A 24,047-nucleotide genomic window follows, 5' to 3' on the forward strand; every position below is an offset into this window, starting at 1 on the left:
ATTGTTTATTTAATCTTTACCTCAAATTCTTTCTCTTGCGGCGGCAAACAAACATGACTGTCACAGCACTGGTAAGAAAATGTGAATCTTATACTTTCGGGCAATTTATCACAACGCACACCCTGCGTGAGAGTCACTTTTCCCTCGTACACCATTGTCCCCGTCTTGCCAAAAGGTACGGCAGCAGGCATATTCATACCCCCATCCAAAGAACATCCATCCGGCAATTGGAACTCCACCTTCATCGGAATATAAGGATCACTTTCACTGACTTCCCGATAAATATGGAATCCTCTGTACAATTCGATTTGGATACTTACTTCCGCTACATTCTTATCTTTCATTTTCCCCGTAGCGGAAATGATAATCGGATTATCAGCCGAAAGCTTTGCCACAACCTCCGCATCCGTCTCTTGTACTGTAGTTTCTTGCCCCTGACGAGCTTTCCGCCGTTCAAGAACAGAATAATCATTACCCGGCGTGTTGCGAGAACCATCTATCATAAAGAACCAACCGCCGGACTCGGTAAAGAACATCTTCTCTTGATACCGATCATACCACTTACGCCATTCCGCCGGAGTAGCGAAATCGCACAACGTATAACGGGTAAGAACACGCCAAGCACGTTCCGTTTCCACGCCATTTTCCAAACAAGTAATTGCTTTGTCTAACAATCGTTTATCGTTTGTGGCGATCTGCCATGCCTTTGCATCTTCGTCAAGCACAAGACGGCGCCCTCCGCCACCTCCATAAAAATAAGGCGTATTACTATCATAATAATGAGCGTACTTCGCTTCATCTTCTCCGAACTGCGCATACAACTCCGGATCGGCATACTGTTTCAAGTGCTCGGGGAAAGGCGGAAGTGACACCTCCATCGGTTTATAGTTTGCAAAAAATGATTCTTCCTGCGGATGCAGTTTTTCCCCTTTCGCTTTCCGCACTTTCAACTGCTCGTAAAGATCCTCCTGCATCTTCTTCATCGAATTCAGGAATTTGATTTGATCGTCATAGGAAGCTCGTGAAGAGTTATATTTCATCTCTCTCGCCGAGATCCGGGTAGGAATATTCTCATTATATTTTCTTACCAACGGTGCTTCCTTGAAACGAGAAATATAAGCAACTGCATTAACAAATACCACTTTCGCCTCCTCCGTCATATACTGTGGCGAAGCGATAAAACCCCACATCAAAAAATTACCATGACGACCTATAGCCACGGCATCGTGCGACTTAGCACATACGCCACTCGAAATATATTCGCAATCAGGCGAATCGGCATACCCCCACGGGCGTGATACCAATCCTACCCCGAATCCCATCTCCGTCTTGTAACCTTTCGTCTGCACACGCCACATCGGCAATGTTTCAGGTATCGGTTCATCATATAAAGCTTGATAATAAAACGCCTCATCAGGGGTAGGCAGTTGTTCGAACGTCAATTCCGTCTCAAACGGTCCGTGAAAAATAGGATGTCCAGTTTCCACGTGATGAGCGTAAGCATCCAAACAAAGACAAAACCAATCATGCTTCACCCCAAGGATCGTCCCTATTTGGCTACTGACACTACCGATAGTAATACACGGTGCCGAGAAATCATCAGGAAGATAACGAGCCGGTATTGATTTTATTATTTGTCCGGAAGCATCCCGTTGCACTTGCCTCTGTTCGAGCACAGGGGGAAGTCCGTCGAATATCGTCACGTCATACTCATCGGACATTTCCGGTGAATAATCTGTAGCCTGAATGACCGTCACCTCACTAAAATATTTCCGCAACAAATCACCAAAAGCCTGTTTGCGTAATTCAAGTCCTTTCTCGATTACACCTTCCGCCAATATATCCCGAGCATCAGGATTCCAATCGGAATTGCCCGCTAAATAGAGAATACGTAACTCACTTGGCTTCTTATCACCGGCTATTGTGCCGGTGATCGTCCAAAATGCAAATAAAATAAATAATAATATCTTTTTCATATCTATAATTCTTTATCTATAATGAATCACTTCCAACCTTCATTTTGTTCCCATCCCATCAATTCGCATTCCGTAGCGTAGAATGGCAGAGCCCAACGCGGGTCGTTAGCGGGAATAACCAACTCGGTGACAGAGGTAGGATCTGCCGGATTGGAAAGAATCTGCCTACGAATTTCAAGACCGGCATTCTCCGCACCGTTCAATCGTTTCATCTCAAAGAAACGCCAGAAAGGTCCCATCTCGCGACTACGCTCATCCAACACCTCCTGTACTGTCCCGCCGATATTCTCGGCGGCTACCTGATCCGTGAAGCGAGTGCGGCGAAGCGTCTTCAAAACTTCTGCAGCATCACCCGTCTGTCCCTTACGTGCCAGACATTCCGCTTTGGTCAGATACATTTCTGCCGTGGTCATACCTACTATTTGAGAAGCCCCGAACTGTGACATAAAATGCCAATGGGAACACAAATCCCAAGGCTTCAGCCATTGTTGAGTTTCCCAGCTTATCGTAGCCATTCCTTGTTCGTTATACTCCAACAGTCCGGCACAAACCATCAACGGACTATTGTTTTCATAAAAATGCGTCCAACGGGCATCATTTTCTTTATCCGTAAAGAGATTATAAAACGATTCGGAAACTGGCACACACCACGTAGTAACATCATTCGACATACAAGGCAAATAAAGCTCCCGGAAAGAAACAACCGACTGATTGTACAAGTTCATTTGAGTAAATGGATAAGATATAAATCTCATTGTCGACATATCAGGAGTTCCGTCCTCGTTACAATACACCACAGGCTGTGCCGGTGTCAATACATTGTTCGGATCAATTGCCACATTCACCAGTTCGTCATTTCCCGTCAAAGCATTCTCCGCATTAGTCAAAGCGGTTTCGTAATCTCCGCGGTAAAGGGCAATACGTGCACGAAGTGCCTGCACGGTAGGAACCGTGGGACGAGTGTTGAACTCGAAATCAAACGTCGTACGTCCGGCACGCTTCAACGCATCCTCCGACAAACGCAAATCCTCGTAAATCTTTTCCAAGGTATAGGCCACCGTCTGGCGTTCCGGAATACCGGTAGACTCCGTATCCTCTCGATAACCGATACCGGGAGCCTCCTCCTCCCACTGGCAATATTGTGTCAACAGCAGAAAGTGATAAAAAGCACGACCGAAACGGGCCTCACCTTCCACTTGAGCTCGAATAGCAGAAGTTGTTTGAACTACCTTGTCCATGTTCTCCAACACCGTATTGAACGTATAAACCCGCTCCCACACTCGCTTCCAAGTCATATCGGCAACCATATTATCGTTTTTCAACGAAAATTCATTCCAGCAATACAATGGATATGCACATTGCATTTGCAAAAAATACATCGGCATCCCTTTAGAATAAAAATCCGGACTGACAGATATCCCGTCACCCATGAGATACTGTTCCTGCATAAATCCACCAACTTGAAAACGAGCTGCACTTGCAGTAGAATTCTCCCCACCTAAATAAAGATTCGCTTGTCCAGTCAGCCCGTAGAGTTGCTCCATGTGATAAATATAGGCGTTACCTGATTTATCAGCCGTCTCGTCCAAATAATCCTCGCAAGAGCCCAACAACATCATGGAACCTAACAACAAGGCAAGTATAATTAGTTTACTTTTCATATTCTTTTGCTTTAAATGATATTTACCAATTTTTGAACCCGAGTTTCAACCCGAAAGTAAATGTAGGCATTGGTTTGATATTACCCACCGGATAATCCGGGTCCATATTCCCATTCTTGCTCCAAATCAGTCCTAGATTACTTACTTGAGCGTACACGTTGATACGGTTAAACATGCCTTGGCGGGACAACAGGCTTTCCGGCAGATCATACCCTAAATAAATTTCGTTCAAGCGGATATGATCACCCTTGATATAGTTATTCTTGAACAACAAGTTGGCAAAAGACATACCTGTCGACAACGTGTTATATGTTTGCCAATTCTCGTCATTATAGAGAGGATATGCTGTATAACTCTTTTGATTAGCATAACCTTGGTCATACACGGCAAAAGAATTATCCAACTGCTTGGAATAATTGGCTGCCCTTATTGCCGTATCAAAATAATTTCCTTTATTGACATAATAACCGAACCGTCCGGTAATCATAAAGGAGAGAGTCAGTCCCTTCCAACTAAACTGGTTGGAGAAGCTTAAATCGCTTTTCGGCGTTCTTGAACCAATATAGTAGAACCAATTACTTTCATCCAGATTTCGAGGGATGTATTCCGAGGCGTGAGTCGTTTCCTGAGTAAGGATAGTTTCCAACGCACCGTCTTTACCTTGCAATTGAACGTAACCCTCCGACGTGTACCCGGCAGGCTTCAACACCAAAATCATATCTAACGGATAGCCTTCCACGAAACCGGGATTATTCGGTAAGATCGGAGAAGTTAAATTAAACTTCGCCACTTTATTATAATTGTAGGCATAATTCAACGTTCCCCGCCATTTCAAATCGCCCGCAACACGCAAGTCGGAAGCCAACGAAAATTCCACTCCCCGGTTCAGTACTTCCGCATTATTGAACACGGCTTGGTCCGTACCCTGTGAAATTGACGGTACAGTAGCGGCGGAAAGCACATCGTAGGAGTACTTGTTATAGAACTCCAGGCTTCCGGAAAGCTTGTGGTTAAAGAAAGAAGCGTCCAAGCCGATATTAAATGTTCGTGATTTTTCCCAAGTCAAGGTTTCATTGCCGCGTGCATTGATGGAATTGGAACCGGGAAAAATGACATCGCCATCATTCGTGGCCACCGTGGTCACACTAGAAGTACCTTTCTTGCCTGCCGCTACACCGGCAACACCGAAAGATGCGCGAAGTTTCAATTGATCAATGCTATTCATTTGCTTCAAGAACCCTTCCCGGGAAAGCAACCAACTTACCCCTACCGACCAGAACGGTGAAAACTTATCGCGTTGGCTCTTGGACTGGAAATTCGAAGCATCCGTGCGAAAACTTGCCGTGAGGGAATATTTGTCGTCAAATGTATAAGCGACATTGGCATACACCGAGAAGAAACGGTCTTCCCACACGCTTAAACTTCCCAAAGTCTGATAAGGATTGTTTGTCTGCTGTCCGAATATATCCGTAAATTGCTGAGTCTGGTAATCAATAGTCGTCGCTACTGAATTCGTGTATTTGTTATAACCATAACGGGTAATGGAAGGAGTCGTCTCCATGGTGGAAGACAAAACTTCCGTACCAGCAAGCGCCGTAAAAACATGCCTATTCTTATTCAGCGTGTAATCGGCTTGTCCGCGCAAATTATACGCCTCGTAAACATGTCCGCCATCCGTGAAAATACCGCCTTGAGGAAAATAAGAATCATATAAACCGGTCGCCTCGTTTAATTTCGAAAAAGTGTTGTAATAATCGCGGACATAATAAGATTCCGGCTCATATTCTTGATGATTGGTATACCGTCTCCATTCATATTGCCCTTTGGCACTTACATTCAACCCCCAAGTCATAGCATAGCTGAATCCTCCCTGCACGCGGTAATTTACCGTCTTGGTATCGTTGTCCATATATTTCCGGTCTTCTGCCGGGTTGTAATGCCAGTCGGCAGGTGTTTTACCCTCATACACGCTGTTTAAAATCGGTTCATAAATCGTATTATCGAAAGGCACATGAATAAAATTCCCATCATCATCTACCAGACGACTCCACGGGCTAAAATTTCTCTTTATAGTCGCCACGTCTGCTCCATTATTGTTTGCTTTAGAAAACGTGGAATGAAGACTTACGTCAAAAGTCAAATTTTTAGTCAACTTGGCACTAGTCGTCATATTTAACATGATTCGTTGCTTATCGTTACCTTTGAGGTAACCTTTCTCATCATCGTAAGAAGCGGAGAAGGCATAGTTCATCCGATCACTCATTCTCCGTAACGCTACGTTATACTGGCTGCGCAGGGCGTGGCGAAAAATATAATCATTCAGATCATCTTTCCACACCCCTCGATTACCCAATTCTATCAAACGTCTCCTAGCTTCCTGATACTCGGCATCGGTAATATTGTGCTTCAAATCCCGTTCGAAAATCAATCGGTAAGGTTCCGCCAGATATATTCTATGGTATTGTGAATTAGCATAAGGATCAGCACTATGATTTATCGGAACGTATTTGTTTACCAATTCGACATAACGGAATTGGTTTTCTGCAGAAGCCATATCAAAATAATAGTCCAAATCCACCCGAGAACTGACAGACCAATAGGCATCGGCTGTGATGTCAAGTTTGTTACCAGCCTTGCCTTTTTTGGTAGTGATAACAATCACTCCGTTAGCCGCACGAGCCCCGTAAATGGAAGTAGCAGCGGCATCTTTCAGCACGGAAATACTCTCCACGTCATTGGGGTTGATAGTGGCAAAAGGATCACTACCTTCGGTGTAACCGCTGATAGGGAAACCATCCACGACAATCAACGGATCGCTATCGGACTGGTCATCTTGAAGCGTACCTTTACCGCGGATAATAAACCGGGTAGTTTCTCCTACCGGCGAACTCTGCAATGTCAACCCCGGTACCAACCCGTTCAACACCGAGGCGATATTAGCTGTCGGCTTTCGCTCCAAAGTTTGTGCATTCACTATCGCGTAAGCACCCGTGGCACGCTCCTTGGAAATCGTCTGGTAACCGGTAACCACCACATCGTCCAAAGTCTCGCTATCCTCCTCCATCGTCACCCGGATAAATTCCTTTTTCTCCACCGCAATCTCCTGCTTTTTCATGCCCACGAACGAGAAAACGAGTACATGCGTCCCTTTTTCCGGCAAGCGAATCTGGAAACCTCCCGCCGAATCCGCCACGACTCCCGTGGTCGTTCCCTTCAACACGATTGTCGTTCCCGCCAGCGGGACTCCTTGCATGTCGACCACCACACCTTTGACAATCCTCTCCTCCACTTTTTTCTGCTGCTGAACAGCCTCCTTCCAAATCACGATTGTCTTCTCCTCGATCGAGAACTTCAACCCCGTACCTTTCAAACAACTATTCAGAATCTCCTCGATCGTGGCATCTTTAAACACAACATCCCGATTCCCAATACCTCTCAAATCGGCATCACTGTACACGAAACTAAACTCCGTGCGCAATTTGATCTCGTTAATGATCTGTTTCATCGAGGCACCCTCCAACTCCATATTCACCCGTACCTCCTGAGAATAAACTCCGGCATGCACTTGCAGCGCAAACAAAACCGATAAAATAAACGTCGCTTTCATCATTAAAATCAACTTCATTAATTTTCTATGCCTATCCCGGTGCGGCATAACATTTTTTTCCATAACTTTGTATTTAAGATTCGACAATATTTCAACTCCTGTTTGCAGCAGGATTGAAAAGTTTGACAAGGGGCAGTGTTTGCAGCACCGCTCCTTTGTTTTTATTTCACTCTAATTTTATTCTCATTAATCTCAAACTTCACCTTTCCCGTCCGTTCGATAAACTTCAACACGTGGGCGATATCTTCGTGCTTCTTGATATTCACCGAATAGGGAATCCGCTTCAACTCCTCGTTGGCGTAAGTCACGTCGAACGAGTACCAACGTCCCAATTCATCCAAGATGACAGATAACGGCTGATTATCAAACACCAATCGCCCGTCCTTCCAACCGACATACAACTCTACATCCACTTCCGCCACCGTCAACCGCTCACTCTCCCGATTGAAATCAGCCTGTTGTCCGGGTATCAACTTCACACGCTGTCCTTCTGCCGACACGTCCACCCGTCCCTGCACCAGCGTGGTCAACACGTTTTCCTCTCCCTCGTATGCACGCACCCCGAAGGATGTACCCAACACCAATACCTCCACGCCTCGCGCCTCCACCGTGAAAGGCTTCTGTTCATCACGCACCACGTCGAAGTAAGCCTCTCCCCGCAAATACACTTTCCGCCTCTCGCCCGAGAACTTCACGGGATACCTCAACTCTGACTCGGCATTCAGGTATACCGTTGTCCCGTCCGCCAGCACGAGCGTGTATTCCCCGCCCCGCGGTATCCGCAACAAATGATATTCCTCCGCTCCGCCCGGTTGTCCCCCTTCCGCGTCTTCATATCGCAATGTATCGCCTGCATTACTTACCCCGTTCCCCACCGTCCGGTTTGCCCCGTCTGTCAACAAAACCTTGTCACCACCCGGCAAAATAAGTTCAGCCTTTGCCTTCCCCGGAGTTATTTCCGCCACAACAGCCACCTGTGCCTTCTCGCCCTCACGATTCAGGGAAAAATAAACAATTCCCCCGATAACCAACGGTAAAGCAAACATCGCCGCGTACCGAATCCACGACAATCTCCGCGCACGCCGTTCCCCGCGTGTCGTCCGGTTCAAAATCCTCTCCCACGCCCGATTTTCCGCCTCCGACGACTTCACGAACCGACGGAATCCTTCTTCCAGATTCCGCATGGACACCAATCGTTGAAACATCTCCTCGTGCTCTTCGTTTGCTTCCCGCCAAACCCTCAACTCCCGTTCACCCGCATCATCCAACTCACCCTTCACGTGGTTCAAAATCAATCGTTTTATCCTATCGTCATCCCGTATTTGCATACTTTTGTTCTTTGGTTTTATACTAAAGCACGCGAAGTAGCGTTTGGTGTAATACCAAAACACACTTTTTTTCATACTTTTTTATTTTACGCTAAAAATCAAGCTATTATATAGCTACAATTTCTGAAAAAATTTAGGGGTAATCCTCCAAAAGATATTTATCTTTCTACTACATACAAAGTATTTCAATTGAATAAATTTGTATTCAATTACTAAATAATTCCTATTTATTTCCTATTATAATAGGATATGAATGGGAGTTGAATAGGAGTTGAATGGGAGATGCTATAAATCAAGTACAAATCAATATAATATAAAATATTACTTATTTTATAAAATTAAGGATTAACACGACTCGTTCTTAGGAAATCCACAACAGGATAGACAACACATTTTTCAAACGCTCTTTCATGTAATGATTGGCGTTATTCTTGTGCTTTTTCACGGTATTAACCGAAATATTCAATTTCCGGGCAATCTCCTCGTGACTGTTCCCGTCCAGACTCATTTGGTATACCTCTTTGCAGGCGGGGGACAGTTCGTCGAACACGGAAAGCAAAGCCTGAAATATCTCGGATTCCAGAATCTGATCGAGAAAAGACTCCGAATCATCCCCTTCCCGAATCATCCTTTCGGCATATTTATTTTCCACCTGCCGATGCCGAAGCAAATTCAAGCAATCGTGCCGCACTGCTTTATAGAGATAAGCCTTCACGGCATTTTCCACCCGAAATTCCATCCTTTTTTCCCACAACGCCACGAAAGCATCCTGCACGACATCCTCGATCACATCCTCGTCAGTCACGTACTTCGCCGCGAAATAACGCAAGGCAACCACATACCTGTCGTACAGCACACGGAACGCTTTCTCCCCTCCGCGAGCAAATTCCTGTATTATATCTACTTCTCTCGTGTCCAAATTAACGCCATTTTCTTCTACAAAAATACAATAAAAAATGGAATAACTTATTTACCCCGTGATTTACAGAACACGTCCGATACTTTTATAAAATTCCTCTTTCGCTTCAATCTCCAAGAACGGAGAATGCCCACAACGTTCCAACACGTGTAGATCATAATTGACTTTAGCCTCGCGCAAAGGTTCGATTATTCCATCTAACGGGTGCGGGTCCAAGCTGCCATGAATAACGTGTACTTCGGATCGTAGCCGCGGAAGAATCTTCATGAAATATCCCTCCCGCCGGAGTGTTGCCGCCTCCGCCCAAACCCGTGCATACATCTGTCCGTCCGGTTCGTATTCATTCGTGAAATCCGATACATGATAGTTATCACATTGGGCAACGAACTTACCCAATTCTTCCATATCTTTATCCGTGGCGTTTCCCGATAATTCCCGCAGGCATCTTTCAAAACGTTCCCGCTCCCCCGGCGAAAGTCTTTTCAAACGATTATCCATGATTTGAGGTACATACTTTTCCTCGAAAGGGGGACACCCGACCAGCACAAGTTGTTTTACCCGTTCCGGGTATCGCACGGCAAACAAGATAATCAGCCATGCCCCCCATGAATGACCGACAAAAGTCACCGCCCCATCGGTTTCACGGCAAACCTGCTCGTGAAGTTCCTGTATCAACTCCTCGATCGAATAGCGGGTCTGGAATGGTTCCAACACTCCGTTTTGTAAAGATAGTTCTTCAGCCATAGGCTTTAAAGAACCTTTAGCACCCGGTCCGCCATGAACCAAAACAACGGAGTACGGGGCACTCCCGTATCTACGCGTTATATTCATCCCTTTTCTTTTTAGGCAGCTTTTTGACCACTTCTTCCACCGAGTGATTTATCAATTCTTTGATTAGTTTATCGGGCACATCACTTTCCAGATATACCGTTATCCAATATTTTTTATCCGAATAGAAACCAAAGAAAATCCCCTCGTAACGCTCCATCAACTCCACCGATTTAGCCGGATCACATTTCAAGTTCGCCCAGAATCGTCCGTCCTTAGTGCGCAACGGGGCAAAAGTAAACATCTTATCCATGATTTTATAGACCAAGGTGTACTCGTCAAACGGCATACATTCCGTCGCCCCTTTAACAGACAGGCAATAATCTCTGTATTCTTCAATATTCATCGGTAAAGTTTATAATAACACGTTATCCAAAATTTTATCCAAAACGCCCACGTAGTAATAAGGGATATTAAGTAACTTGAATATTTTTCCCGTACTAGACTCTTTCACTTCGTCTACGCTCATTCGATTGCTCCAAACCCTGATTGCCAAGTCGTGCGGAGCATCAGACATAAAAATATGAAGCGAGCGAAGATGAGCATTCGTTCCTGTTTTCACTTCAACAGGTAGCACGTAAGGCTGTCGCTTCCATACAAAATCGACTTCTGCCGTGGAATTCCTTTTATTACCAACCCAATAATAACGCCGTTCGGATACTTTTGTCGTATGCGCCAATAATTCTTGAGCCACAATATGCTCTGCCACACGCCCCCTATAGGCATCCGATATATCCGATACAGAAAACACTTCCTCGCGGACTTCCGCTTTATAATTCATTAAGCCGGTATCCAACCATATTAATTTAGGACGACGACTCAATTGAGCCTCTAAAGGCAGTCGGTTGCTCAACGTGGGATAAACCAATTCTAATAGCATCGCTTTCTGAATTGTACGAAATGCCTCACTGACTTCTCTCGAACGATAATCCGAACCTCCAAATCGTTCAAAAGTGATTGTTTCGCCACCCTTTTGCCATCCCGCCTCCAGTATATGCCTCATTATTTTGGTTTGCGTGTCATTCGGGGAATATTTCTCCACGTCATCGCTATATGAAGTTATTAACCCATCATAAACGGTATCCAATGAAAGTAAATCTTTTGTTCGCGCATACATCTTGATGGCCTCCGGCATTCCGCCTACAATACAATATTTACGAAATTCATACATTAACCGGTCATGAATCGCATCAGCCTTTAATTCTTCAATAGCTTGCCTATCAAAATCTTCTCCGATTCCATTCAAATATTCCAAAAAAGAACAAGGATGCAACGCCATGTATTCCACCCGTCCTACCGGAAAAGATATCTTCCGGTCAATGACATTCTCCAATAAAGAACCAGCCGCGATAACATATATATCAGGTCGTTTCTCATAGAAATAACGAAGCATGGCTACAGCCTCAGGTGAATTTTGTATCTCATCAACAAAAAGCAAAACAGTCCCTTTGACAGGACTCTTCTTTAAATAGAAAAAGATAGCTTCCACCAATCTATGTATCTCCCGGTATTGAATAAATAATTGACGGTCCTCTTCTTCATCCAGATTTAGCTTTAGAAAACAGTCAAATCCTGTAGCGAAATTCTCCACCAAAGTGGTTTTCCCTACTTGTCTAGCCCCACGCAAGATTAGAGGTTTTCTCATGGGATTCTTTTTCCATGCTTCCAAATAAGATAATGCATACCGATATATCATAATCATTGTTTAAAAACAAGTTACAACACAAAGATAAGCACATTTGTAACAAAACCAAAGCAAATGGAATCAATATTTGTAATGATTCCAAAGCAAAAAATAGGTTTTCATGTAAAGAATCCAAAGCAAACGTTTCCCTACCTCACGTATCCATTCTTGTAAAAATCACAGGCTTCCTCTATTCTAGCGGGTTCGTCGGCTTTCAGCAGCAACAGCAATTCACGGGTAAATTCGATGTACCCGCAGCCATTAGCGGTCACGATATTCCGGTCGCCGACGGCTTGTGCCTCGACGTAACCCGCTTCATTCGTGTACCGTTCTCCGGCATATTGTTTCAGGTAGGGAAGCGTGTTGCTCGTGTGCTTCACGTCATTCAAGAAACCGTGGATACCCATGAAGACGGAAGCGTTGCAAATCGCACCCACGATTTTCCCTCGTTCCAAGGCTCTCCGGACGATAGATACTACTTGTTCCGCCTCGGGCGAAAACCAACTCGTTCCGCCGACCAGAACCAAAGCTGCGTAATCATCGGGCATGGTCTCGAAACTATAATCGGGCAGCGTGCGGAATCCCCCTATCGAGGGCACGAGTTCCAAAGTCGGGGCGACGGTCCTTACCGTGTATTTCACTTCACTGCCCGGCATAACTCCGGTACTCAACGCGGTTGCGAGGAATGCCCCTTCCCAATCGGCATATCCATCCAGAATAATAAATAAAACTTCTTGCTTCATATTAATTATCATTTTATCCAATAACAAAAGTAACTATTTTTTCAAACAAGGGATGGAAACAATAAACCTTTCTCTTCGTTTTTTGTCTTAGAATCAGATAGATTAAAAGAACGAGCATGGAATTATATATATGGATTCCACGCGATTATAAACAATTAAAGAATAAAACATGAAAACTTTAACCCTAATCATTTCGTCATTATTCCTTTTAATGACAGTAAGTTTGAACGCACAAGAACGAGGTCCACAACATCGAGGCCCGAGAGGTCACATGAACCCCGAAGAAATGGTCAATAAACTGGTCGAGCGCACGAAAACAGAACTGAAACTCAATGAGAAACAAGAAAAACAAGTAAAAGAATTGTTCACGGAAAATTTCATAAAAATAGGCGAAGTCATGAAAAAATACCAAGGACAACGTGATTCCATGACGTTCTACAACCAAAAAATAGAAGACCAACAAAACTTATCCTTAAAAAAGATTTTGACGGAAGAGCAATATAAAATTTACCAAACCAACTTGGAAAAGAGAAAACAAGAAATGGCAAAACGTCGCAAAGAAGGTATGAATCACCGCGGACAACGGGGCGGACAAGACAACCCGGCTGTGAACGGAAAGAAGCATGACTGCAAAGGATGCGGCGGTTGCGGAGAGAATAATTGAGCCTACCTTAAGAATATAAAACAGGAGGGAGTTTAAAATGACTTTTAACTCCCTCCTGTTTAACTGAAAAGCACTAACTTACTTACGATTAAAGTATTCCTCTACGGCTTCGACCAATTTCGGACCGTGCGGATTGCGGGCAATAATCTTCCCGGAACCATCTATCAGCAGCGTGAACGGTATGGCTTGAACCCCGTAATCATTACGGGAAGCGCTTTCCCAACCTTTCAACTCGGAAATTTGAATTCCTATCGGTTTGTGTTTTTCAAGAGAACTTTGCCATTTTTCCCGTTCTTTGTCAAGCGAGATACCGATGATTACCAAGCCTTTTTTCCCGTATTTTCCATACAATTCTTTCAACAAAGGCATTTCTTGAATACAGGGCACGCACCACGAACCCCAAAAATCCAACAACACGAGTCCTCCTTTTTTCACTTGTTCCGACAAACGGACTTCTTTCCCCTCGATAGTTCGCGCAACAATCTCACGGAAAGGCCTCCCCACTTCCGTTGCTTTTTGCGAACTAGAAAAATAATTCTGCTTTTCCTGACGTGTCCTTATGAACGTTTCGTACTGTTCCCGAAGTTCCGGATTGATTGTCGGGTAGATTCTCTCGACAAATGCATCACTATAAATATCTTTCGAGCAACAAGTGAAGAAAAAATAGTCACCCGTGCTTGTTCCGGCATACTCGCTGATAAATTCCTCGGCAGCAGGTACCATGATTTCTCTAAAGATAATTCGACTTTGCTCGTTGTAGTAATTATTTATCTCGTTACTGACATTGCCCGCTAATTGCTGCACGCTATCCCGCTCGCGGAATAATATTTGGCTTCTGCGTTGAATTTCCTGTTTTCCTTTCCCGATTGTCGCCATGTAACGGTCATTAGCAAGGGTTCCGGACAAGGTTATCCCTGTCGTGTCATAAAGAACTTTAATATTGCCACGCTCGATAATCACCGGTACGGAAGACATTCCCGGAATCCTGTTGTCACGAACGTCCTCGATGGTCAATACAAACACCGCGGGTTCCTGTACCGTTCCCCGAAACCGGAACTCTCCGTTTTTGATTATACCGCTATCTACCGGAATGGATTTATCTGGCAAGAAAAAATATGTCGCGGGAGATAACAATACCCGACATCCGTCGTAACGTGTCGGCAGACTACCGGTAAGCGTGTAATTATTCCCGTCCCCGCAGGAGCAAAAGAGTCCCGCTACCGCAAGCAGCAGGACTATAAAACTATTTTTGAATACCATCATTTTTCCTCTTTTAGCATTTCAACCACGTAAGAAATTTCATCCATCAAACCGCTGGGGCTTCCACCGTATCCTTCTGCCAGATAACGGATACGACCGTTTTTAAGGATGGCTTTCTGGGGAATGCCCGAAGTCCCGGGAAACATGGATTTATACACCATATCACGAGATTTCTTTCCCTCTCGGTTAGCATCGTAAAGTACTTCCATACCGTGGAAGTTATTCTTTTTCCACAGGGCATCTATTTTTTCTTTATTGGGTTCGTCCTGCGTGATGATGAAATAGAATTTCACGCTTGAATCACCGGCATAAAGGTCTACAGCCATTTGCATCCCGTCTAACGCCGCAATACACGGGGCGCACCACAATGCCCAAAAATCGAGAATCACGATATCATTCTTTTTGAAACTTGCAGATTTTACCTTACCGCCGAGATGCGATTCCAAAGCAAACGGCTCAAAAGGTATGTCTATCATCTTTGCCCGAAGTTTATTCTTTATTTTTTCCACTTCACTTTTGGGCTTCAATGATGATACCCAAGCTTCAAAAGTCGCCGGTTTCTTTTTTAAGCCATTGTAGTACACTCTCAATTTGTCATAAATAACCGGAGTCATCTGTCCTGCACCTGCTGCCCCCTTCATCGCCTCGAAAGCCTCAGCCTGACGTCCTAATTTCTCCAAACTTGCCACATACGCCTCGTTCCCTGCCGGATAAAAGAGATATCGTTGCTCTTCTTCTATCGCGTTCATCGTGTTGACGGCTTCCTCGTAACGCCCACTTTTCTCTGCCACCTGCGCGTGAACACTAATATAATAATACAACCACTGACGAGCTAATTCTTCCGCTTGCCGAGGTGAATATTGCAATCCTTGCATATAAGAACCGTCATTCACTTTCCGTATCATCTCGTCAATAAATCTCTTGGATACGTCAACAAAAGTTTCTGCCGGGATGGGAGTTTTCCGAATCGCGTATTCCACGGTTTTCTTGTAAACAGCATTAAGCATAACCATATCCATTTCCGGCAATATTTCCTCCAATTTCTTGTAGTCGCTTTCCTTATAATATTTTACAGCCAGTTCCCGGTAAAAATTAGAGTACACGAATCCTTTCGAATCGGGATTCTTTCGCCACTCCGCTATCGGGAAATCTTTCCTGAATTGCTCGGCAACGACAAAATATTCATCGGGAGTAACGGTGTTTAATGTAAAAGAATGGTTAAACCGGGCTAAACCGCCACGGGGAAACATTTCGAGAATAACCTGATCTACACTATCCGCTTTTTCTTTATTCTTTAAATCATAACGATAGGTATGGCTTATTTCCATGTATTCATTCTCTGTCAAATCAGCTTGGCTCTCCATTGTTTTAAGCAAATGTGCTATTCCCCGACTGGCATTTTCCCCGTACATCTTTCTCAAAACGGACTTCATTATACCGAAAAAATGACGTCCGTACTGGGGATAATGTTTCGTTTCCTGATCTACCCAAAACATCAAGGCTTCATCGGTAATTTCCTTGTAGTTCCCCGAGAAATAATTTCCAGAACCTTCACCAAATGAAGGCATACGGAACATTCCCCAAGCAAGATACCTTCCCGGCAGGTAATCCCCGACAACGTCTTTCGGGATGAACATAAATCCCTTATCTTCATTATTGTCCGTCGTATCCGGTTGCAAAGTAAAGGTGGATTGAAATTTAAAGGCAATGAAAGCACAATTATCCGGTACGTCGAATGTACCTTTCCACAATTCTCCGTCTTGTTTCAACTGCACGTCGCTGATCTCCCAACGATAGAAATTATACATATACACTATCCCGACCAAGTCTGTCTTCCCCTCTAGCGGACCGCCTGCCGGGTCATAAACCAATTCTAAAGGCTGACCGGTAATCGGAACCTCCGGATTTAATGTTAATCGAGAGTTCTCTTGCGGGTCTTGAGCGACGTTTTCCTCTTGCCCGAATACTCTGCCAGCAAGGCTACATAACAGCATTACAATAATTACGAACTTACTTTTCATAGTGATTATCTATATTTTATCTATTCTGTGATTGATTAATCGATAATCAATCACAGAATTATTTAATTAGCTTGATTTCCTATCGCGTGAAGATTTATATTAAACTGAGTTTTAAAATATTGCAACACAATCTCATACTTGTTTTTAATCGCATGGGTACGCTTGTACGTGCCGGACGCCTGATCCCAATCTTGACTCGAGTCTACCTCATCCGATAACGCCCATGCCTTAAAAGCCTCCTCGCTCATCGTGGTCAAGTATTTCACGTAAAGTCCGAAGTCATAGGCGGCATCCATATCCTTGTAGTATTCAAGGAAACCACAACCGTACTCACCTCCATCCCAAACATTGTTTCTGTATTTATCGTACCATTCTACAAACTCTGCCGGTATTTCAATTTTATTCCGGGAAGCAGCATAACCGATCAAAGACTTGTTCAACTCTCCCACCGTGTTCAATTGTTCCTCGGGAGTCAACTCATCCAACTTCTCGCTCGTGTAACCAAACGCAATATGATTCAGACCGTAAGCGGAAGCATGATTAGTCGTATCATTATAGCTTTTATACTCCCACTGTTGCGTTCCTTCATCCCAAACAGAACCATATTTTTGCTCCACGCTATAAATCCGCGATGCCAATAATATTCGCATCGGTAAAATATTTTTGTAAAAATTCTCACCCCACGGATTCAGGCACCGATCTTTGATAAAACGGTAAGCTTTCTCCACGTATGCCTCATCCGCGGGAACTGAATAAAAAGGAATGTAACTCGTCACGTTCCAACGGAAGTCACTTTCCTTGTATTTATACAAGAATTGGGTGTTGTATTTCTCGTAGAAAGCCACAAATTCCCTATCATAATCGGAATCTCCTTGTGGAAACTCGTAAAATTCCTGAGGAGCGGACGGAGTCAGCTTATCCTCATCACAAGCCACAATAACGCCCGCCATCAACAATAACAGAAACAATATATTTTTCATCTCTTTTATGTTTTATCAATTAATAACCTTGTCTATCCGGAGCCAATTCATTCTGAACCAAATTCTTGTTCCTATCCAACACGGCTTGAGGTATAGGCACCGTGTAACTCGGATCTTTCTCGCTCAACGTGTACGTGGTCGTTTTCCCCTCGTCGGCAATCCATTTGTGCTGAATCTGCGGCATCCCGTAACGACGTAAATCAAACCAACGGTGTCCCTCGAATATCAATTCCCGACGACGTTCCAATTTGCAAAGTTTCTCCAAATCCTCTGCCGTACTCAATTGATAATCCGAGTAATTCGTAATCCGATTACTCCGCAATTCATTCAAATCGTCCACAGCCAACTGTCCCGCGGACGATTCTCCTGCCTTGTATTTCTGCATATACGCTTCTGCCCGGTTCAAGTACAACTCGGCTGTACGCCATACATAACCCCGCTCCGCAATTCCGTGTTTCAACTCCATGTAAGGATAAATAAGATAACTTTCCGTTTTCTTGAAATATTTTCCATTCCGGCTATCTCCATTATCCGTGTAACTATTGACAACATCATCCGACAGACAAACGGGAGTTCCGGCAAACCTCATACTTCCGGGCATAGCCCCGTAAACGAATATCGTTTCCGGGAAATCGGATGAAACGACCGGATTCTTTGAATTTTCCGGACGGGCAGGAACATTATACACGTAATCCGGTAAATACACCAATTTCGGTGCTCCCGCCATAGCCTTCGTGGCATGGTCAATCACTTGATCCCATTCTTCCATGTAAAGATAAATCCGAGAAGCAATCAAGTGAGCTGCCACATAGTTCACCCGGAAACGTCCGTTATTCACTTTGTCTTTTTCCAACAAAACAATCGCCCGCTCGATATCTCCCGTGATCTGTTTGTACACTTCCGCCACCGTGTTACGGGCGTAGCCTTCATCCAATATCTCGGATTTTATAACCAACGGAACTCCTAATCTCCGGTCGGGAGTTGAGCGTGCATCATTGTACGGGGTAGCGAAAATATTTACCAGATGGAAATAATAATACGCCCGCAAAGTCAAAGCTTCACCCAAAACATTCGCGATTTCGGATTCTGTCCCTAAAGAGTTTTCTACATTATCAATCACCACGTTGCAAGCCATAATTTTGGCATAAAAATTTTCATACGTACTTTGATCTTGAGAATGTGCCTCTTTTAAAGACTGGTCCATATCATATTGCCACGTGAAAACATCTTTATAGGCCATCTGTTCTTTAGTCGGAGTATAAGATGTACACCCGTCTACATCGTCATCCATGTACCAAGTCAAGGCATCCAGCGTACTATAACTGTATCCTTCCCCGTTTAACAACTCCGTGTAAGCAGTTGTTGTCGAGGGTTCAAACTCATCCTGCGAAACTTCTTTCAAAAAATCTCCGCAAGATACACTCGCTAAAACGAGCACGGTCAATAAGATTATATTCAATTTAGAAATCATAGTTACACTCGTTTTGAAAGATTAAAAACTGATGTTTAAAGAAAACGTGTAGGTCTTGATTATCGGCAAAGCCGTGCCTCCCGTTCCTTCCTGTTCCGGATCCTGCCCACGGAATTTGCTACTGCAAATCGTCAACGGGTTTGTCACGTTAAACGTGCAGGACGCCGTGGATAATCCCAAGTTCTGTACAAATTTCGGTGGCACCACGTAAGATACCGACAAATTACGGCATCTCAGGAAATCTCCTTTTACCACCCGAATATCCGAGTAATTGTACATATCATAAGAGTTCAACGTCACGGTTGACGGGATAGGTACATACAAATTATACTCGCTCGTTCCGTCAAGCACGAATCCCGGGATATTGGTCTTTGCCTCGTCACCCGGTTTCTTCCAGCGCTTCAACAAATCGGAATGCAAATTATCTTGCGGCGACGGCATCATAAACTTGCCCTCGTACAAGAAGTTCAAACGCTTCACGTTCCCGAAACTATAAGCGAAATTAGCATTCAAGGTCAAATTCTTGTAACGCAGACTGGTGGTGAAACCTCCACTGATTTTCGGGTCTTTCTGACCGGAATAAACCAAGTATTGTTTCGGGTCATCCATTTTTTCCACGTCACCTTGTACTCGTGAAGTATGCGCGAAGGTCGCGTAACCGTATTGCGGGTCCAATCCCGTGAATTTCCATGAATAAATAGCATTCACCGGTTTACCGCTCTCGAAAGCGTTTCCTACCAAGTAATCCGTGTACGTGTACTCGCTCTTCCCGGTATTCTCCACGTTGTTGCTATTCTTCGAATAAATCGGAGATATCGTCCACGTGAAATCCTTTGTCCGCACGGGCACGAAGGTCAAAGCCAACTCGAAACCGGTATTCTTTATGTCCGCCCCGTTTTTGTAAGTTTTGGCAACACCGAACTCGGCAGGTACATCCAGACTAAAGATAATATCGTTTCCTTTCTTGTAGTAGTAATCCATCGTACCGCTGATACGTCCTTTCAAGAATGAAAAATCCAACCCGAGATTAATCGTGGTCGTCTTTTCCCAACGCAAATTCGGGTAAGGCAAACGACTAATATTCAACACGTACTCTCCCGACCAGCGATTAATTACCGTTTGCGGGTATTTCACCACCAAGTTCGGTCCCACGGATGTAGGAACGTTTCCCTGCCGACCGTAAGAAGCACGCAAACTCAATTCAGCCTGTTCACCCAAACGGCGGAACCAAGGTTCCTCCGACACACTCCAACGTCCTGCCACACTCCACACGGGCAGAGCCTTGTTGTTCGTGTATTGCCCGAAACGATTGGAAGCATCCATACGAATATTAGCATTCAACACGTAACGGTTTTTAAAAGCATATACCAAGGTAGCGTATCCCGAAACCGTGTTGGATATCGTATTGGTTAGTTTCGCGGTATGTTTATCCAACGAGGAATTACCATTCAGGGATGTGCTTCCGGAAGTTCCCGTGTCGTACTCGTAGCTGATACCCAGTCCCCTATCCGGGAAATACCCCCATTCCGTCGTGTTGAAACCGTCGTACTTGATGGAACGAATCTCGTACCCCAGCATGGCATTCACCACGTGATTCTCTGCAAATACCTTATTATAATTCATGGACGCACGAGCCGTGAATGTCGTGTTATTCTTATTCTCGTAAATCAAAATTCCCCCTTTAGGCAAACGGGAAGCTTTCTCCTCCGCGCTATTCGGTGCCACACTCCCGTAATCATATCCCCGGATTTCGGCAATATAAAATGAACGCTCGCCCGCCCACTTCTGGTTCAACGTGTTGGCATAAGTCACCCCGAAAAGCGTATTCAGTGTCAACTCGGGTAAAATCTTGGCATTAACACCCACGCTGGCGTTTGTCTGGCGAACCTTTGCCTCATTGCCTGTATGCTTAAGCTCGTTCAAGATATTATATGTCAACGGATAATTAGATGATAAACCCGCAACCGTCGTCAACCGAGTCGTGTAAAATTCATCCTTCCCGATAGCCCGTGACGCTTTCAACGCGTAATCCAAAGGATTTACCATGTAGAAACCGTCGGATTTCCGGTCTGAAAAACTTAACTTACCCTCGACATCCACGAAACGACCGATTTTCGTGTTCACGTTCATGTTCACGTTATACCGCCGTAAATTATCGCCCTTGGTACTTCCCTTGCTGTCATTAAATCCCACGGAAAGATAATAGCGGGTGTTTTCCGTTCCGCCGGATACGCTCAAAGCGTAGTCCTGATTGAAAGCGTTCCGGAACAGGATTTTAAACCAATCCGTGTTCATCGTTTCCAAAGAGGCCACACGTGCATCAAATTCATTTTTATTTATCTTTCCGTCATAGTAATCAAACAAAGCTCCCTCGTAACCGGTAGAAAATGGCATTATCGAATACAGATAACCGCTCTCTGCCACCTCTCTCGACACCCCAACACGTTCTTTTGAATTCATCAAATGATAATCCTCGTATCTCGGACGAGCCGTGAACCCGAAAGAAGAAGAAAAATTGACAGAAGGTTTACCGACTTGACCTTTCTTAGTCGTAACCACTATCACACCATTAGCCGCACGGGTTCCGTAGATTGCCGTGGCTGACGCATCTTTCAGAAAGGTAATGGTTTCAATATCACTCGGATTTAACCCGGAAATAGCGTTACCCAACAAACTGAAACTGGCGTTATCATTCAATTGTCCCCGCAACGTGGCATCCGTACCGGCAATCACGTTATTAATCTCGTCATTTGATAAGTCCACCGGGTCTTCCTGAATTATCCCGTCCACAACCCATACCGGAGCCGCGTTACCATGAATCGTGGAAGAACCGCGGATTCTCATTCGAGGGGTTGCGTTCGGACTACCGGAACTTGTCATCACCATCAATCCCGGTACCCGTCCCTGCAACATGGCATCCACCGAAGCCACGTTCGGGATGCGGATATCATCCATCTTTATCGACGTGGTCGCACTGGCGGACAATCGCTTATCTACTTTCCCGTAACCCGTGATCACTACTTCCGCAATCTCGGTCACATCAAGTTTTAATTGAATATCCAATTCCTTATTGTTTTTTCCCACATAAACTGTTTCCGTTTGATACCCGATAAATGATACCAGTAAAACAACCGAATCTCTTTGTGGCATATGCAGGGTAAACTTTCCGTTCACGTCTGTCGCTACACCCAGCGTCGTACCTTTAACCAAAATAGTAACCCCCGGCAGAACCTCCCCTTTTTCATCTTTCACTATACCTTTTACCGATAAAATAGAATCTTGTGCCACTTTCGGGGAAGTTTGATGAACAATAAAAATGACATCATTTTCAAAATACCATTTCAAATCACTTTTTGCAAATACATTATCCAAAACTTCTTTTACCGTTTTATTTTTTACAACTACATCAAAACGGTCCACTTTCATAATATGTTCCTCGTTAAACACGAATCGCAAACCCGTTTGTTTACGAATTTCCTTCAACAATGTACCTACATCACATTGATGCATATTCAACGTTACAATTTGTTGTTGAGAAAAACTGCTAGCAGCTGTCCCAAAGACAAATACAAACATAAAAACCGAAAATAATTTCATAATTCTGAACATTCTTGTTTTTTTTCGCCTCAATAAGGCAAAAATCAATTTACATTTCATAGATTTGTAATTAATAATTAAACGATTGAACAAGGACGCTTCCCAATGTACTTGTTCATGATTTTAGTCAGATGATGGAGATGGTTGCACATCTTCATCATTTTATTTATAACTTACTGTTACAGTCCTATTTTTAATTAAAAATTTAACATCCGATATCTTCTCAAAAAAATACAATAGTTCTTGGATATCTTTATATCGCATCATATCACCTGTCAATTTCACATTTTTGACTTCTTCATTCGCGTAAAAAACATCGACATCATACCACGAGGATAATTTATTCATAATACGCTCTAACGATTCATTATTGAAAACAAAATTACCATCTTTCCACGCTACATAAGGAGAAACATCCACCTCTTCAACAACCCACTCATCACCACCATGGTATTCAGCTTTTTGATTAGGTACCATTAAAACTTCTCCCCTTGGGGATTTTAGTTTAACACTTCCTTCAACCAACACGGTTTGCACGACGCCTGCCTCTCGATTATTCACATTGAATTTAGTCCCCAATACATTGACCGACATCTGATCTATTTTCACGACAAAAGGTTTACCCTCCATTTTCGCCACCTCAAAATAAGCCTCTCCTTTTAAATAGACTACCCTGTTTTGAGCATCAAAATTAGTCGGGTAGCGCAACTCGGTTTCCGCATCCAACCAAACTTTCGTTCCATCTTCCAACGTGATCATAAATTCCCCTCCCCTAGGCACAACCAAACGATTGAACAAAGAACGAGCCGCCCCGTCTTTCTCTTCAACATTATAGTGCACTTTCCCCTCAGCACTCACCGAAATGGAAACCCCGTTATCTTCACGTAATTCTCGATTTTCCCGAGAAAGTAAAACACTTTTCCCGTTGGAAAGATAAAGGTACGCTTGATTTTTTCCCGGAGTTATCTGATGCTCTTGAGCAAATTCTTCAACCCTAGAATCGGATAGCATCCAAAGAATACCCACACCTAATAGCAATACAAAGACAGCAGCCACACGCATACCCACCTTTATCAATCGCCGACGTTTAATCAACCGTTTCACTCGATGAACGTCGCCTTTCACTAATTTCCCCCGGGCACCCCATCGCATACCCAAATGTTTTGAACGAACTTGAATAAATATTTTCCGAAATTCCTCATCAATTTCTACTTGATGCAAAATTTCTTTCTCTTCTTCTTTATCAAGTTCGCCAAGAAAAAAATCCATTAACCTTGATTCTATATCTTCCATATTATAGTCATCTTA

The 24,047-nt window shown here is 44.0% G+C and carries 16 protein-coding genes; 1 reads left to right on the plus strand and 15 read right to left on the minus strand.

Annotated elements, in window-relative coordinates:
* Nucleotides 1–5: 5 nt before the first annotated feature.
* The 9 genes from ACK8P8_RS15335 to ACK8P8_RS15375 all read right to left on the minus strand — a co-directional run bounded on the left by ACK8P8_RS15335 (nt 6) and on the right by ACK8P8_RS15375 (nt 12,746).
* Nucleotides 6–1,976 (minus strand): protein-disulfide reductase DsbD domain-containing protein, encoded by a 1,971-nt coding sequence (locus ACK8P8_RS15335; protein ID WP_369860801.1) that lies wholly within the window; start codon nt 1,974–1,976, stop codon nt 6–8.
* Nucleotides 1,977–2,002: 26 nt separating this feature from the next.
* A complete protein-coding gene (locus ACK8P8_RS15340) occupies nt 2,003–3,637 on the minus strand; it encodes a RagB/SusD family nutrient uptake outer membrane protein (protein ID WP_369860802.1) in 1,635 nt (544 codons plus the stop codon).
* A gap of 22 nt (nt 3,638–3,659) precedes the next feature.
* Nucleotides 3,660–7,307 (minus strand): SusC/RagA family TonB-linked outer membrane protein, encoded by a 3,648-nt coding sequence (locus ACK8P8_RS15345; RefSeq protein ID WP_369860803.1) that lies wholly within the window; start codon nt 7,305–7,307, stop codon nt 3,660–3,662.
* Between the two features lie 98 nt (nt 7,308–7,405).
* Nucleotides 7,406–8,647: a FecR family protein gene (locus ACK8P8_RS15350; protein ID WP_369860804.1), complete on the minus strand. Its 1,242-nt coding sequence runs from the start codon at nt 8,645–8,647 to the stop codon at nt 7,406–7,408.
* Between the two features lie 286 nt (nt 8,648–8,933).
* Complete coding sequence (locus tag ACK8P8_RS15355) at nt 8,934–9,491, minus strand: RNA polymerase sigma-70 factor (protein ID WP_369860805.1); 558 nt, start codon at nt 9,489–9,491, stop codon at nt 8,934–8,936.
* 63 nt (nt 9,492–9,554) lie between these two features.
* Nucleotides 9,555–10,322 (minus strand): alpha/beta fold hydrolase, encoded by a 768-nt coding sequence (locus ACK8P8_RS15360; RefSeq protein ID WP_227215409.1) that lies wholly within the window; start codon nt 10,320–10,322, stop codon nt 9,555–9,557.
* Nucleotides 10,306–10,665 carry an MmcQ/YjbR family DNA-binding protein gene (locus ACK8P8_RS15365; RefSeq protein ID WP_186977854.1) on the minus strand — a complete coding sequence of 120 codons (360 nt, stop codon included), beginning with the start codon at nt 10,663–10,665 and terminating at the stop codon, nt 10,306–10,308. The genes ACK8P8_RS15360 and ACK8P8_RS15365 overlap by 17 nt, the downstream gene beginning before the upstream one ends.
* A 9-nt stretch (nt 10,666–10,674) precedes the next feature.
* Nucleotides 10,675–12,015 carry an ATP-binding protein gene (locus ACK8P8_RS15370; RefSeq protein ID WP_369860806.1) on the minus strand — a complete coding sequence of 447 codons (1,341 nt, stop codon included), beginning with the start codon at nt 12,013–12,015 and terminating at the stop codon, nt 10,675–10,677.
* A gap of 137 nt (nt 12,016–12,152) precedes the next feature.
* Nucleotides 12,153–12,746: a type 1 glutamine amidotransferase family protein gene (locus ACK8P8_RS15375; protein ID WP_099290117.1), complete on the minus strand. Its 594-nt coding sequence runs from the start codon at nt 12,744–12,746 to the stop codon at nt 12,153–12,155.
* Between the two features lie 169 nt (nt 12,747–12,915).
* On the opposite strand from ACK8P8_RS15375, the gene ACK8P8_RS15380 reads away from it, so the two are divergent.
* On the plus strand, nt 12,916–13,410 hold the full coding sequence (locus ACK8P8_RS15380) for a DUF4890 domain-containing protein (protein ID WP_141560862.1): 495 nt from the start codon (nt 12,916–12,918) through the stop codon (nt 13,408–13,410).
* Nucleotides 13,411–13,488: 78 nt separating this feature from the next.
* Here ACK8P8_RS15380 and ACK8P8_RS15385 read toward each other — a convergent pair whose 3' ends face one another.
* The 6 genes from ACK8P8_RS15385 to ACK8P8_RS15410 form a co-directional block, all read right to left on the minus strand.
* Nucleotides 13,489–14,673 carry a TlpA disulfide reductase family protein gene (locus ACK8P8_RS15385; protein ID WP_099290115.1) on the minus strand — a complete coding sequence of 395 codons (1,185 nt, stop codon included), beginning with the start codon at nt 14,671–14,673 and terminating at the stop codon, nt 13,489–13,491.
* On the minus strand, nt 14,670–16,691 hold the full coding sequence (locus ACK8P8_RS15390; protein ID WP_099290114.1) for a TlpA family protein disulfide reductase: 2,022 nt from the start codon (nt 16,689–16,691) through the stop codon (nt 14,670–14,672). Before ACK8P8_RS15390 ends, ACK8P8_RS15385 begins: the two co-directional genes overlap by 4 nt.
* Before the next feature lie 62 nt (nt 16,692–16,753).
* Nucleotides 16,754–17,671 carry a hypothetical protein gene (locus tag ACK8P8_RS15395; RefSeq protein ID WP_099290113.1) on the minus strand — a complete coding sequence of 306 codons (918 nt, stop codon included), beginning with the start codon at nt 17,669–17,671 and terminating at the stop codon, nt 16,754–16,756.
* Nucleotides 17,672–17,690: 19 nt separating this feature from the next.
* Entirely contained in the window at nt 17,691–19,142 is a 1,452-nt protein-coding gene (locus tag ACK8P8_RS15400) for a RagB/SusD family nutrient uptake outer membrane protein (protein ID WP_099290112.1), read from the minus strand.
* Between the two features lie 21 nt (nt 19,143–19,163).
* Nucleotides 19,164–22,718: a SusC/RagA family TonB-linked outer membrane protein gene (locus ACK8P8_RS15405; protein ID WP_369860807.1), complete on the minus strand. Its 3,555-nt coding sequence runs from the start codon at nt 22,716–22,718 to the stop codon at nt 19,164–19,166.
* A gap of 183 nt (nt 22,719–22,901) precedes the next feature.
* On the minus strand, nt 22,902–24,032 hold the full coding sequence (locus ACK8P8_RS15410) for a FecR family protein (protein WP_099290110.1): 1,131 nt from the start codon (nt 24,030–24,032) through the stop codon (nt 22,902–22,904).
* Between the last annotated feature and the right edge of the window lie 15 nt (nt 24,033–24,047).

Source organism: Butyricimonas muris, from assembly GCF_046365375.1.
Classification (GTDB): domain Bacteria; phylum Bacteroidota; class Bacteroidia; order Bacteroidales; family Marinifilaceae; genus Butyricimonas; species Butyricimonas muris.

Excerpts from the sequence above, each read along its gene's own strand:
- ACK8P8_RS15335 (WP_369860801.1), bottom strand. The coding sequence starts at position 1,976 with ATGAAAAAGATATTATTATTTATTTTATTTGCATTTTGGACGATCACC.
- ACK8P8_RS15340 (WP_369860802.1), bottom strand. The coding sequence starts at position 3,637 with ATGAAAAGTAAACTAATTATACTTGCCTTGTTGTTAGGTTCCATGATG.
- ACK8P8_RS15345 (WP_369860803.1), bottom strand. The coding sequence starts at position 7,307 with ATGGAAAAAAATGTTATGCCGCACCGGGATAGGCATAGAAAATTAATG.
- ACK8P8_RS15350 (WP_369860804.1), bottom strand. The coding sequence starts at position 8,647 with ATGAAAAAAAGTGTGTTTTGGTATTACACCAAACGCTACTTCGCGTGC.
- ACK8P8_RS15360 (WP_227215409.1), bottom strand. The coding sequence starts at position 10,322 with ATGAATATAACGCGTAGATACGGGAGTGCCCCGTACTCCGTTGTTTTG.
- ACK8P8_RS15365 (WP_186977854.1), bottom strand. The coding sequence starts at position 10,665 with ATGAATATTGAAGAATACAGAGATTATTGCCTGTCTGTTAAAGGGGCG.
- ACK8P8_RS15370 (WP_369860806.1), bottom strand. The coding sequence starts at position 12,015 with ATGATATATCGGTATGCATTATCTTATTTGGAAGCATGGAAAAAGAAT.
- ACK8P8_RS15375 (WP_099290117.1), bottom strand. The coding sequence starts at position 12,746 with ATGAAGCAAGAAGTTTTATTTATTATTCTGGATGGATATGCCGATTGG.
- ACK8P8_RS15380 (WP_141560862.1), top strand. The coding sequence starts at position 12,916 with ATGAAAACTTTAACCCTAATCATTTCGTCATTATTCCTTTTAATGACA.
- ACK8P8_RS15385 (WP_099290115.1), bottom strand. The coding sequence starts at position 14,673 with ATGATGGTATTCAAAAATAGTTTTATAGTCCTGCTGCTTGCGGTAGCG.
- ACK8P8_RS15390 (WP_099290114.1), bottom strand. The coding sequence starts at position 16,691 with ATGAAAAGTAAGTTCGTAATTATTGTAATGCTGTTATGTAGCCTTGCT.
- ACK8P8_RS15395 (WP_099290113.1), bottom strand. The coding sequence starts at position 17,671 with ATGAAAAATATATTGTTTCTGTTATTGTTGATGGCGGGCGTTATTGTG.
- ACK8P8_RS15400 (WP_099290112.1), bottom strand. The coding sequence starts at position 19,142 with ATGATTTCTAAATTGAATATAATCTTATTGACCGTGCTCGTTTTAGCG.
- ACK8P8_RS15405 (WP_369860807.1), bottom strand. The coding sequence starts at position 22,718 with ATGTTTGTATTTGTCTTTGGGACAGCTGCTAGCAGTTTTTCTCAACAA.
- ACK8P8_RS15410 (WP_099290110.1), bottom strand. The coding sequence starts at position 24,032 with ATGGAAGATATAGAATCAAGGTTAATGGATTTTTTTCTTGGCGAACTT.